The 12,712-nt window shown below is 28.4% G+C and carries 10 protein-coding genes; 9 read left to right on the forward strand and 1 reads right to left on the reverse strand.

Annotation, left to right across the window (positions count from 1 at the left end):
* The first annotated feature begins 292 nt into the window (after window positions 1-292).
* Both B8978_RS08040 and infC read left to right on the forward strand, forming a co-directional pair.
* A complete protein-coding gene (locus B8978_RS08040; protein ID WP_084115282.1) occupies window positions 293-793 on the forward strand; it encodes a hypothetical protein in 501 nt (166 codons plus the stop codon).
* 46 nt (window positions 794-839) lie between these two features.
* Window positions 840-1,352 (forward strand): translation initiation factor IF-3, encoded by a 513-nt coding sequence (gene infC / locus B8978_RS08045; protein ID WP_139796005.1) that lies wholly within the window; start codon window positions 840-842, stop codon window positions 1,350-1,352.
* Window positions 1,353-1,415: 63 nt separating this feature from the next.
* Here infC and B8978_RS08050 read toward each other — a convergent pair whose 3' ends face one another.
* Entirely contained in the window at window positions 1,416-4,412 is a 2,997-nt protein-coding gene (locus tag B8978_RS08050) for an ATP-binding protein (protein WP_084115140.1), read from the reverse strand.
* 186 nt (window positions 4,413-4,598) lie between these two features.
* Between B8978_RS08050 and B8978_RS08055 the strand changes: the two genes are divergently transcribed.
* The 7 genes from B8978_RS08055 to B8978_RS08085 all read left to right on the forward strand — a co-directional run bounded on the left by B8978_RS08055 (window position 4,599) and on the right by B8978_RS08085 (window position 12,696).
* Window positions 4,599-5,831 carry a M20 family metallo-hydrolase gene (locus B8978_RS08055; RefSeq protein WP_084115284.1) on the forward strand — a complete coding sequence of 411 codons (1,233 nt, stop codon included), beginning with the start codon at window positions 4,599-4,601 and terminating at the stop codon, window positions 5,829-5,831.
* A gap of 1 nt (window position 5,832) precedes the next feature.
* On the forward strand, window positions 5,833-7,158 hold the full coding sequence (locus tag B8978_RS08060; RefSeq protein WP_084115141.1) for an amidohydrolase family protein: 1,326 nt from the start codon (window positions 5,833-5,835) through the stop codon (window positions 7,156-7,158).
* A 156-nt stretch (window positions 7,159-7,314) separates the two neighbouring features.
* Window positions 7,315-8,565, forward strand: a complete 1,251-nt coding sequence (locus B8978_RS08065) for a hypothetical protein (protein ID WP_084115142.1) — start codon at window positions 7,315-7,317, stop codon at window positions 8,563-8,565.
* 510 nt (window positions 8,566-9,075) lie between these two features.
* On the forward strand, window positions 9,076-9,801 hold the full coding sequence (locus tag B8978_RS08070; RefSeq protein WP_084115143.1) for an ABC transporter ATP-binding protein: 726 nt from the start codon (window positions 9,076-9,078) through the stop codon (window positions 9,799-9,801).
* A complete protein-coding gene (locus tag B8978_RS08075) occupies window positions 9,788-10,540 on the forward strand; it encodes an ABC transporter permease (RefSeq protein WP_084115144.1) in 753 nt (250 codons plus the stop codon). The genes B8978_RS08070 and B8978_RS08075 overlap by 14 nt, the downstream gene beginning before the upstream one ends.
* Before the next feature lie 9 nt (window positions 10,541-10,549).
* Window positions 10,550-12,004, forward strand: coding sequence for a sensor histidine kinase (locus tag B8978_RS08080; RefSeq protein WP_084115145.1), 1,455 nt, complete (start codon window positions 10,550-10,552; stop codon window positions 12,002-12,004).
* On the forward strand, window positions 12,001-12,696 hold the full coding sequence (locus tag B8978_RS08085; RefSeq protein ID WP_084115146.1) for a response regulator transcription factor: 696 nt from the start codon (window positions 12,001-12,003) through the stop codon (window positions 12,694-12,696). The genes B8978_RS08080 and B8978_RS08085 overlap by 4 nt, the downstream gene beginning before the upstream one ends.
* The last annotated feature ends 16 nt before the right edge of the window (window positions 12,697-12,712 follow it).

The following is a 12,712-nucleotide window of genomic DNA, read 5'->3' on the forward strand; positions in this document are numbered from 1 at the left end:
AATAAATTATTAAAAAAATTTTAAAATTCACAATATAAATAAATATAATTTCAATAATATTTATTGCTAATATACTTACATTAATCTATAAATTTGTGTTATACTATTACTATGATAGATAATTATGTTAAGGTTTAAAAGGTTGTCTATATAAGGTGCGACAATTAACAATTAATTTTATGATAGAAGTATATAACACGTGAAATGAATTGCTCCACCTAGGGCGGGTGGATTTTTTAGATTATAAAAAAAATAAATCCATAGATGGAAAGAAAGAGTGATTACATTGGTAATGAAATATAGGAGGAAGAACTCTATATCAATAAAATCTTTTATAGAAGAGTTTGGAGAGGAATTTTCAGAACATGTTAAAGAAAAATTGATGGAGCTAGATTCAAGAACTTTTTTGACAAGGAAAGAATTTGAAAATAGACTTGATATTAAACATGTTGAACACCTAAAGTATGATTGCTCAAATGGTTTAGCTAATAGTGGTACAGCAAAACAAATGAAAGAATATTCATATGGTGAACTTGAGGTAGTAGAGGGTGCATTATACTTATCAGAGAAGTCTTTTGAAAGTAAGGAATTTGTTGAAGCACCTGGAATAGATGATATATACAGTGCACTAGGCAGTGAGGAAATGATAGAAGACAATGGTAAACAATTAAAAAAATTAGACGAAAATAATATAGACTATGTTGTAGATACCATATTGTCAATTTGCCCAGAAGTTTCCCAGAAGTATATTGATATTGTTAAAGGAATGGTTGAACGTTCCAATAATAGATAAACAAAAATTATAAATTTATAATAAAAGTTCAAAAATAAAATTGGAGGTGTCAAATATTAATAAAAATGTTAGTATAAACGAAGGAATAAGAGAAAAGGAAATTAGACTGCTTGATGGTAAGGACAGTAAAATAATTAGTACGAGAGAAGCTTTGATTTTAGCAGAGGAAAGTGAATTGGATTTAGTAATGGTTTCACCTACAGCAAAGCCACCTGTATGTAGAATAATGGATTATAACAAATTTCTATATGAACAGGCAAAGAAGCTAAAAGAAGCTAAGAAAAATCAAAAGGTAATTGAAATTAAAGAAGTAAGACTAAGTGCTACTATCGAAGATCATGATATAGAGATTAAGGCTAAAAATGCCAATAAATTTATTTCAAATGGAGATAAAGTTAAAGTCTCTATAAGATTTAGAGGAAGACAAAACAACTATAGAAGTATAGGAAACAAAGTTTTTGAAAGATTCTTAACTAAAGTTTCTGAAGATGCAGTTGTTGAAAAGTCTCCTCAATTAGAAGGAAGAAATATGTTTATGGTGTTAGGACCAAAGAAATAATAAATAAAACATATTAAAAAGCTACCTAATAATTTTTTTATTATTGGGTAGCTTTTTTGTTTCCTAAAATTTCAAATATGCTGAAGTGTCAATTACATTAAGATATTTACTTGCACTTTCTAGATATGTATTGAGATCTTCATTTAAATAATTTTTTAGTGTTGAACTCATAATTGTGTTGTTTTCAATTTGAATTTTTACATGGGCTTTTGTAGTATATAATAAACTTAATTCTTTTGGATTTTGTAAAAGCTTTGAACTATTATCAGCACTTATTAAGAACTTTAAAGCATTGCCGTAATCTTCTTTCTTTATATTTAACATGCACATAAGGGATTCTGCTATAGAACGTCCCCAAATCAAATCATAATGTTTATAAATATCTAATGCTTTTTTTAAATAATCTTCACATAAACTAAAATTATTGATTTTAAAGGAAGTTTGGCCAGCATTCACATAAAAAATAGCAAGGCTTGTTAATACGTTTTTGTCTTTACATATTTCAATAGCTTTTTCATAATAATTTAATGCATCAGAATATTGGTTAGTTAAAGTTCTGATATCACCAATGTAATTGTAAGCAGCAGCTATTGAGGCAGAATATTTATCATATACAGAACTATTAATACTAAGTTTTTTAATGGATTCATTAAGCATATTCTCAGCAACATCATATTCGCCAATCATCTTGTGATATTGACCACTTAATCTAAGGAATACCCCAAGCTCAATGTCATTATTAAAATTTGTTGCAATTTTTATACCCTCATTAATAAAGTCCAGCATGGTTTTTGTTGTATTTGTTTGGATGCAATAATATATAAGCTGCTTATAGCCTTCAATTATATATTTATAATTTGATGATTTTTTAGCTATATTTATCATGTTTTTAATTAATTCAATTCCTTCAACATAGTCTCCTTTTCGTATCAAGTAACGACCTTTTATATGCAAGACTTCAATTTCAAGAGTAATAACTTCATAATTATAAATTTCCTCATTTTTTATTTTTAGTATAAGAACTTCCAGTTTGTTTAAATATTTTTTTGTTTTTCTTTCATTAAAGTATAAATTATTATTAGTTTTATCTTTGAAATCAAGTATTGGGAAAAGTTCATGACTAAAGTTTAAATATATATTTAAATTTTTAATGATATATTTTAATGTACTTGTGTAGTTATTAGCCTTCTCAAAGTGATATATGAGTTTGTGATATATATTAATATCATTTTTAATATACACTTGTCGTTTCTCTAAATATTTTCCTACCAGGTTGTGCATAATTTTTTTCCTAGCTTGTGATAAATTCATGTAAATAAATTCTCTAAATTTTTGATGTGTAAATTTAAAAAATATACCATTATCTTTTGTAATTTCCTCAAAAATCGATTTGTTTTCAAGTTCTTCAATTAAGTCTATTATATAAAGTTCATCTTTTTTTAAAAGTTCCGTAAATATTTCGATTGGAATTTCATCGTCAAACAAGGAAGCTATGTCTAATATTTTTTTACCTTCAGTTGAAATTCCAATGAATCTACTTTTTATAATGTCTTTCATTTTTGAAGTCATTATATTTATATTTTTGTTTAGCTTTAAAAGATTAATATATTCCACAATAAAAAAGGTATTGCCTTCAGTTTCAGAATATATTTTATCTATAGTAGCCTTAGATAATTTATGTGAGGGTAAGGCTTTATTTAGAAAATTATACACACCATCGTAGTCAAAACGTTTAAGTCTAATACAATGCATTTTTTCATATTTGTTAATTATAGTAACAAATTTATCAACATCTAAATTATAATCATCTCTACAAGTCAAATAAAAAACAGCTTTATCAGTAGGTAAATCAAATATTAAATTTGTAAGAATGGAGAGACTTACATAATCCATCCATTGTATATCTTCAAAGATAAATACAAGTTTTTTATCAATAGATATTTCATTAATTAAACTAATTATTAATTCAGGGATAACTTCATATTTTAATATATTTCTGTTTAAATTATTAGAGTTAAGTTCTGGCAGTAAATTATTTACTAGTTCTAATAAGTTTTCAGACAAAACAATGTTACTATCTTTTGCAAAATTGTAAAGTTTTAAAACTAAATTTTTAAATGGCTTAAGGACATTTTCAGTATCAAACTCATAACAATCCACTTCAAACACAAAAGTTACTTCACTATCAATTAGCCCCTTAAAATTTTCAATAAGTTTTGTTTTACCGATACCCATTTCACCCTTAATAATTATAGATTTTGATATAGAGGTTTGATTTATAAAATTATTATAATTATTTTCTAAGAATTTGAGTTCCTCATATCGTCCGAAGAAAAACTGGTTTTCAGCTTGTTTTTTCCGTATATTTATAAGGTTTAGTACCTTGTTAAAAATAATATCTGTTTCCGCATCTGGTGTTATGGATAACTCTCGATCTAAAATAGAAGATAATTCGTTGTAGGTTTTTATTGCATCATTAATTTTTCCCTGTGCATAATAACTCTCTAATAAATTTCTGTAGGCACATTCATTAAGATTGTCTTGGCTTATTAATAAATTGCAATAGTATTCAACTTTAGAAAAATTTCTGCTTCTTTTTTCAATTTCTATACTAGCATTAATTTTTTCAAAATAGAGTTTGCTAATGTTACTTCGCATATCAATTATCCAAGCTTCATAGGTTTCACTATCTTTTAAAAAGAAACCTTTTAAGAATTCACCGCTATAAATATCTATAAACTTAGTATTGTTCATAAATTTATCTAAATCAGTTTCTATGATTATATCTTTACTAAAACATAAATTAGCTTTGTTTAAATCAGAGAAAATATTTATGTTAGTATGTCTCTTTATTAAGTATAGGGCATTTCTTAGATTTTTTTTTGCAATATGTTCTGGTTTATGACTCCATAGGAGTGCAGAAACCTCATCCCTAGTTACACATTTGTTTACAATTAAATATATAAATAAAGCCTTCACTTTGTTATAAGAAAATGAAAGTTCTGTTCCGTTATATGAAATACTTGAATTACCAAGAAACTTACCATATATATAGTCCATTAGAAAGTGTCTCCTTTAATAATTGATATATTATAATTTTTACTGAATTATTAAAATACATATTTATAATATAACAAATTAGTATTAAATCACAATGGTTTTAAATGAAATTATTGAAAGCTAACTAAATTAGACGCTTTAAAGATGTAAAAATTATATAATAAGGAGTAAGAAAGAAAGGTGAATATGTTGCTTATTAATGAGGTTAGAATAATAGAAAGATTAAATTTACTATCACAATTTGGACAAAATAATGGTGGTGGCATTGACAGAGCTTTTGGAAGTGAAGCAGATATAGAAGCAAGAAATTGGCTAAAAAACTTATGGGAAAATGAATTAAACTTTAAAGTTAAAATAGATTCAATAGCAAATATGTGGGCTAGAGTGGATGGAAATGAAAAACTTCCAGCAATAGTACTTGGTTCACATCACGATACTGTTGCTAGTGGTGGAAAGTATGATGGTGCTATGGGAATAATACTTGCCACAGAAATACTTCAGGTTATAAAAGAAAACAACTATAAACTTAGGCATCCTTTAGAACTGGTATCTTTTACAGCGGAGGAGCCCAATAAATTTAACCTATCTACATTAGGCAGTAGAGTTGCTTCTGGCAAATTAGAGCTTAGTTCTATCTCAGAGGTGGAAGGACTTAAAGAAGCTATAAAAAAAGCTGGAGGAGATTTAGAAAAAACAGAAAACGTAAAAATTTCAGCTGGTGCTATGAGTTCCTTCATAGAATGTCATATAGAACAAGGCAGAAGATTATTTGATAAAAAGTTATCACTAGCTGTTGTGCCAAAGGTAACTGGGATTTATCGTGAGATGATTAAAGTTGTTGGAGAAACAAATCATGCAGGAACAACAATAATGGAACATAGACACGATGCACTTATGGCAGCTTCAGAACTTTGTCTTGGCTTTGAAAAAATAGTTAAAGAAATACATAAAGATGACGTAGTTGGAACTGTAGGAAAGTTAGAGGTTAATCCTAATTCAGTAAACATCATACCTGGAGAGATAAACTTAGTAATGGAATTTAGAACTCCTAATTTTAGTGATGCAGAAATAATCTACAAGAAAATTAATGAATGCATTCTAGAAATTGAAAACGAAAGAGGAGTAAAAATAATAGCTAATACAATGCTTAAACAGATAGAAGTTTTAATGGATAGATTTATTGTTGATACTTTAAATACAGCTTTAGAAGAATTAAAGGAACCAAAGGTGGAGCTTGTAAGTATGGCAGGCCATGATGCAGTACATATGTCTAGTATTACAAAGACGGCAATGCTTTTTGTATCAAGCGTTAATGGAAAAAGTCATTGCGCAGATGAATACACTAAAGATGAAGATGTAATAAAAGCCGCCAATGCACTTTTAAAGGCAGTATTAATTTTAGATAAGGAGCTTGATTAATATGAAAGTTATATATAAACCAAAATTTTTATTTCAAAATTTAAGATTTTTAGAGAATAAAGCTGTACTAGTTGAAAATGGAATAATAAAAAAAATTGACGATTTTGAAAAAGTATATTTTGAGAATAAAGATGCAAAAATTATTAAATGGGATAAACTCACAATGATTCCTGGAACGGTAAATGTCCATAATCATTCATTTCAAAGTCTTTTAAGAAGTGTTGCAACGGATAAGCCATTTCTTGTTTGGAGAGATGAGGCTTTATATAAATTTTCGCCAATGCTTAAAGAAGAGGATATATATACTGGTGCATTTTTTGCTTTCACTGAGATGCTGCGTTATGGAGTAACCACAGTTTCAGATTTTTTTTATGTACATAATGATGGAATTAAGAGTGATGAAGCAGTAATACGTGCTGCAAAGGATGTAGGTATTCGTCTTGTGTTAGCTAGAACTATGTATGATTGGGACGGAGCGCCAAAGGGATATCAAGAAACAATTGAAGTTGCTAGCAAAAATATTAAAACTTTAGCAGCAAAATATCAAGGTGATAATATGGTAACAATATCTCCAGCGCCACATAGCCTTCATGCAGCATCTCTTGATATGATAATAAAAGGTCATAATCTTGCTAAGGAACTTAATACAAAATGTCATATACATGTTGCCGAGGAAATGTTTGAAGTAAATGATACGTTAAAAAATCATGGACTAAGGCCTGTAGAACTTCTTGATAAAATAGGAGTTTTAGATGAAAGGACAGTAGCAGTTCATTCTGTTTGGCTTAATGAAAAAGAACTTAGACTTATGGGACAAAGAAAAGTAAATCTTGCTTATTGCCCATCAAGTAATATGTTTTTAGCAGATGGAGTCACAAACATACCAGAACTAATTAAAAACGGTGTGACAGTTGGGCTTGGTACAGACGGAGCTTGTAGCAATAATCGTATTAGCGTTTTTGAAGAGATGAGGATGGTATCCTTACTTCAAAAAGTGAATAACTTAGACTGCACAATTATTAATTATAATGAAGCTTTCGCTATGGGAACTGAAAACGGTGGAAAAGTTCTTGGAATACAAGTGGGAAAAATAGAAGAAGGGTATATGGCTGACTTTGTTGGAATAGATGCGGATGATTTATCATTGCAGCCAATATACTCAGAGAATCAATCATTAATCCCAAATATAGTTTATTCAATGCAACCCAATGCAATTTCAAATGTAGTTGTTGCAGGTAAAGAAAGAGTTATTAATGGTAATGTAGTTAGTGTTAATGAAAAAGATGTAGTTAAAAAAGTTAAAGATTTAATTGGAAGATTAAACTGAATATGTTATTGAAAAAATTAGCCTCCAGATGTAAGTCTTGGAGGCATTTAATTTTAGTTTATCTTTTGTTTATATTTAGTTTACTAAAAATCAAGGGAACAAATTTATAATAATAGTATAGAAAGCTTTCTAAATATATAAAAAGGGGAAGGTAAAATGAAATTTAGTAAAAAGACTGTTATGGCTATAAGTTTTATGGTTGGAACGTTAATGTTTGCAACGACTGCATTTGCAGAAGTATCTTCTAAGAGTGGTTATGAGCAAGCTAAAGATGCATTAAAATACAGTGCAGATAGTTTTAGTAATAAGCTTCAGAGTTGTACAATTAATAGTTCAACAGTAATTAAGGACAATGGAAGTATTATTAGTGAAATTGACAAGGTTAATAAATATGATTTCTCAAAGCATGCAGAAGAAAATACAGGAACTGTAATCGAAGCTAATAAACCTAAAATTAACAACTATTATTATGCTGATAAAAACACTATTATTGACTATGATAGTAAAAAAGATGATTATAATGTTACAAATTACAAGAAACCAAATGATTTTACAATGGTAAGAAATCCTTTTAAACAAAAACAGGAACAAGATTTAGAAAAAATAGCGGATGCTATTGTAGGTAGTCTTAAGGATTCAGTGGTAGTAAACCCTAAGGCTGATGGGACAAAAGAATTATCAGGAAGTATTAGTGAAAGTCAAATCCCTGCAATCGCTAATGCACTAGTGTCCTACGAAGTGAAAAGTAACTTTAGTAGAAACAATAATGGTAATAACAACAATCAAAGTATATTTCCTAGTAACATAAGTGATGTATATGTAAAAAGTGCAAATGAGGATATGATATTAAACAAAGATGGTTTGATTCAAAATGCTTCAGTAAGTGTAGAAATTTCTTATAAAGATGATAAAGGTACTGCTCATAACTTAACTTATGAAGCTTTAATTAAAGTAGTGGATATCAATGCTACTAAAGTAAATAAACTAGACCTTGCTGGAAAAAAAGTTAAACAAAGTGATGTGCAAGGAAATGACAACAAAATAGACAATCCACAAATGTATGTTGGTACTTATAAAAATGACATAGTAATTGAAAAAGACGGCAAGTTTGTAAAAATTGGTGAAAGAGTGTTAGAATTAACAAGCGTGGATAATAAAAAAATCATAGGTAAATATCAAGAACAATATATAAAGGGTTATGAAGGTTATTCTTCAAATATAAAAGATGGTAATTTTACTGCGATTTTTAAAGATCAATATAATGCTAATTTTAAAATTATAGATTCAAAGGGAAACAAAATTGATGGAAATATGAGTATACCTATGGATTCGTCTATAGTAGACTTTGGATTTAACAATAGTCAAGATCAATCATATAATTGGCAGTATAACAGAGTATTTAATTAAACAAATTATTGTGAAATTGTTTTAATACAATTTATGGTATGAAGCAAGGATTAAAGAATTTTATCATAGCTAAAGCTAGATAAAAAGGTTAAAGAAAGCCTTCGGCTAGATGAAAGATTTGACGATTCCAATGCCGTCAAAGGTGATAGAAGTTACTTACGTAACAGGGTAAGGAAATTTTTCCGCCTACGTTAGAAAAATAATGAACTTAATTTTATACGTCTTAGTAATTAAAGATAACTCTAATATATATTAGATTATAGACTTAAGTTCAAAGATTTTTCGCAGCATAACAAAGAAAAATTATTCTAAACCTTTTGCTGAAAGCAAATTCTCTCACCATTAACGGCATTACCGTTAATTCTTTAATCTTGCTACTTTCTGGCAATCTTTAACCTTTTTACTTACGTAGTAGAGTAAAAAGCTTTAATCAGTTGCTTCGCAATTTCTTACTACTAAGATTTAATATAATTAATACAGCTTACAAACTTAATATTTGGAGGTATATAAATGGATAAGGTTATTGAGATTAAAAACCTTAACAAGATGTTTAAAAATGGACGAGGTATAAAAGATATAAATTTAGATATAAATAGAGGAGAGATTTTTGGATTTTTAGGCCCCAATGGGGCAGGAAAGACAACTACTATGAAGATAATGACTGGACTTTCAAAACCAGATAGTGGTGATGTGAAGCTTAATGGATACAGTGTATTAGAACAATTTGAAAAAGCCATTGAAAATGTAACTTGTATAATAGAAACTGCAGAATCATATTCCTATTTAACAGCTTATGAAAACCTTAAACAATTTGCAAGATATTATGACAATATTGATGATAAAAGAATAGAAGAAGTGTTAGAACTAGTAGGAATGTTAAAGTATAAGAATGAGAGAACAAAAAAGTTTTCTCTTGGAATGAAACAAAGAGTTGGAATTGCAGCAGCAATTTTATCAAGACCACAAATTGTTATTTTAGATGAGCCATTAAATGGTCTTGATGTTGAGGGAATGATAGATGTTAGAAACATTATAAAAAATCTTGCAGAAAAAGAGAAGACAACCTTTTTTATTTCAAGCCACCTTATACACGATGTGGAACTTACTTGCAATCGCATAGGGGTATTATACGATGGTAGAATGTTAAATGTTGACACTACTGAAAATATATTAAACAATTATGCATCCTTAGAAAATTATTTTGTGAGTGAGGTGGAAAGATATGGGAGGATTTAAAGCAACATTAATAAATGAAATTGAAAAATTGTATAAAAAGAAAAAGATTATAGTAGCAGCAGCGCTGGCACTTATTTTTATTATAGTTGGACAACTTGCAACCATTGCTCTAAGAAATGGTTTTGGAGTACGTACAGTTGGAAGCATGGAATTTCCGATACTTGTGCTTTCAGTGGTGGCCAATACAATTATACCGCTGTTTGCTGCACTTATAACCATTGACAGTTTTTCAGGAGAATTTTCTCAAAATACAATGAAGATTTCATTAACAAGGCCGGTTACAAGATTTAAATTTTTCACAGCAAAGCTTACGGCAATAATTTTATTTGTATTTCTAAACCTTATGTTTGTAATGGTGTTTTCTGTATTAGCAGGATTAATTTTTAATTCTAATACTTTAACTGCATATGGAATTATAAGAATTTTTATTTCTTATATAGTAACTATATTTCCAATGATAATTTTAGTAATGATGATTATATTTTTTTCAAACCTTATAAATAGCGGAATTGGGGTGTTTTTCTTGTCTATTATTGTTTTTCTTGGTTTTAAGGTATTAGGAATTTTATTTTCAGATTACTCCGGTATATTTTTTACTTCTATGTTAGATTGGTATAATTTATGGATAATGAGTGTTTTCCCTTTTATTAAAATTTTACGTGAGTTTTTGCTTTTATGCAGCTATGGTATAATATTATTTACAGGTGGTTTTTATTTGTTTGATAAAAAAAATTTTTAGGTGAAAAAAATGAAGATAAAAAAGCGGTTAGTTATTTCAAATACATTAACGGTAGTAATTCCTATTGTTATTACAATTACAGCAGCATTTATATTTATAATTATCTCCACAAAAGCTTTAAACAAAGATGTAAGTTATAATAATTTTAGAAGACTTACATCTATTAAGGCAGAAGTATTTGATATAGCCAGTGGAATATCCATGGGGGATAGCCATTCAATAGAAAAGGATCAATTTCAAAAATACTTAGAGCAGAGGCTTTCTAATTTAAATGGAAAATACATAATAATTAAGAACAATTCAGTACTTTCAACTTCAAAAAGTATAAATCAATTTGATGCCTATAGGTGTGCGGATGAAGTAAAAAAGCAAGCAGGTGAAAGCATGGTTCAAATTGATAATACAACGTATATTGTTGAAGTAGCGGACATTAAATTTCAAGATGGAATTGTTGGAAATGTAATACTACTTGCACCTATAGGAGAGAATGTTGATGTTTTTGAAATACTTATTTTAGTAATCCTCATAGTACTTATAATTTCATTTGTCATAGTAAATATTGTTAATTCATATTCCCTCTCAAAAAAAATAATTAAACCTGTCGAATTTTTAAAAAATGCAACAACAGAGATTAGTAGAGGAAATTTAGAGTGTGAGATAAATGAAGTTGGTGATGAAGAAATCATGGAGTTGTGTCGTGATTTTGAAGTTATGAGAATACAACTTAAAGATTCTATTCGTATGAGAGCTAAATACGATGAGGACAGAAAAATGCTTGTATCAAGTATATCACATGATTTAAAAACTCCAATAACATCAATTAAGGGTTATGTAGAGGGGATTTTAGATAATGTAGCTAACACGGAAGAGAAAAGAGAGTTCTATCTAAGAACCATTTATTCAAAAGCAGAAAATATAGATTTAATGATAGATGATTTGCTTTTATATTCTAAACTAGATTTAAAACAAATCCCATTTAATTTTGAAAAAACAGACATAGTGGAATATTTTAAATATTGTATTTATGAGGTTAAACCTGAATTAGAAAAAGTAAATATTGAAGTTAATTTAGAAAATAATATAACAGATTCAAAATATGTGAAGATCGATTTAGAGAGAATGAAAAGAGTTATAATGAATATTATTGATAACTCTCGTAAATATATGGATAAAGATCAAGGTAAAATTGATATAATGCTTAGAGAAACAAACTTAAGTATTATTATTGAAATAAGAGATAATGGTATTGGAATTGACAAAGATAAAATAAATAATATATTTGACAGATTTTATAGAGCAGATGCTGCAAGAAGTCAAACCAAGGGTAGCGGACTAGGACTTGCTATTGCAAAACAAATTGTAGAAGGTCATAAAGGTAGAATATGGGGAATAAGCCATGGAAATAAAGGTACAAGTATATTAATATCTCTAGCAAAAATAAGAAATGGGAGTAAAAGGTTATGAAAAAGATTTTGATAGTTGAAGATGATGTTAGTATTGCTACACTTCAAAAAGATTATTTAGAGTTATCTGATTTTGAAGTTCAAATATGTGAGGATGGCATGAAAGCACTGAATGAAATAAAAAGAAATAAATACGATTTAATTATTCTTGATGTTATGCTTCCAAACTTAAGTGGATTTGATATTTTAAAAAGTATCCAAGACTACAAAGACATACCAGTCTTATTAGTTTCAGCAAAAAAAGAAGAGATTGATAAAATAAAAGGCCTAAGTCTTGGAGCAGATGACTATATTACTAAGCCTTTTAGTCCTGGTGAATTAGTAGCAAGAGTAAAAGCACATCTTAAAAATTATGAAAGACTTAAAAGTAAGTTTGGCAAAAAGATTGAAAAGGATAATGTTATTATAAGAGGTCTTGACATAAGAAAGTCATCAAGGCAGGTTTTTATAAATGAAAAAGAAGTTGCCTTACCACAAAAAGAGTTTGAACTTTTACTTTACCTAGCTGAAAATCCTAACAAAGTTTTTGGTAGAGATGAGTTGTTTGAAAAAATATGGGGAATGGATGCTATTGGAGACAGTGCTACAGTTACAGTACATATTGCTAGAGTTCGTGAAAAGATAGAGTCCTCACCCTCAAATCCTCAATATATTGAAACGGTTTGGGGAGCTGGGTATAGGCTGAGGGTATGAAATAACCCTATATATC

Origin of the sequence: Clostridium acidisoli DSM 12555, assembly GCF_900176305.1 — a bacterium.
In the GTDB taxonomy this organism is placed as follows: Bacteria; Bacillota; Clostridia; order Clostridiales; family Clostridiaceae; genus Clostridium_I; species Clostridium_I acidisoli.

What these genes read in the sequence shown, in the direction of transcription:
- B8978_RS08040 (WP_084115282.1), top strand. Translation starts at nt 293, where the DNA reads ATGAAATATAGGAGGAAGAACTCTATATCAATAAAATCTTTTATAGAA.
- B8978_RS08050 (WP_084115140.1), bottom strand. Translation starts at nt 4,412, where the DNA reads ATGGACTATATATATGGTAAGTTTCTTGGTAATTCAAGTATTTCATAT.
- B8978_RS08055 (WP_084115284.1), top strand. Translation starts at nt 4,599, where the DNA reads ATGTTGCTTATTAATGAGGTTAGAATAATAGAAAGATTAAATTTACTA.
- B8978_RS08060 (WP_084115141.1), top strand. Translation starts at nt 5,833, where the DNA reads ATGAAAGTTATATATAAACCAAAATTTTTATTTCAAAATTTAAGATTT.
- B8978_RS08065 (WP_084115142.1), top strand. Translation starts at nt 7,315, where the DNA reads ATGAAATTTAGTAAAAAGACTGTTATGGCTATAAGTTTTATGGTTGGA.
- B8978_RS08070 (WP_084115143.1), top strand. Translation starts at nt 9,076, where the DNA reads ATGGATAAGGTTATTGAGATTAAAAACCTTAACAAGATGTTTAAAAAT.
- B8978_RS08075 (WP_084115144.1), top strand. Translation starts at nt 9,788, where the DNA reads ATGGGAGGATTTAAAGCAACATTAATAAATGAAATTGAAAAATTGTAT.
- B8978_RS08080 (WP_084115145.1), top strand. Translation starts at nt 10,550, where the DNA reads ATGAAGATAAAAAAGCGGTTAGTTATTTCAAATACATTAACGGTAGTA.
- B8978_RS08085 (WP_084115146.1), top strand. Translation starts at nt 12,001, where the DNA reads ATGAAAAAGATTTTGATAGTTGAAGATGATGTTAGTATTGCTACACTT.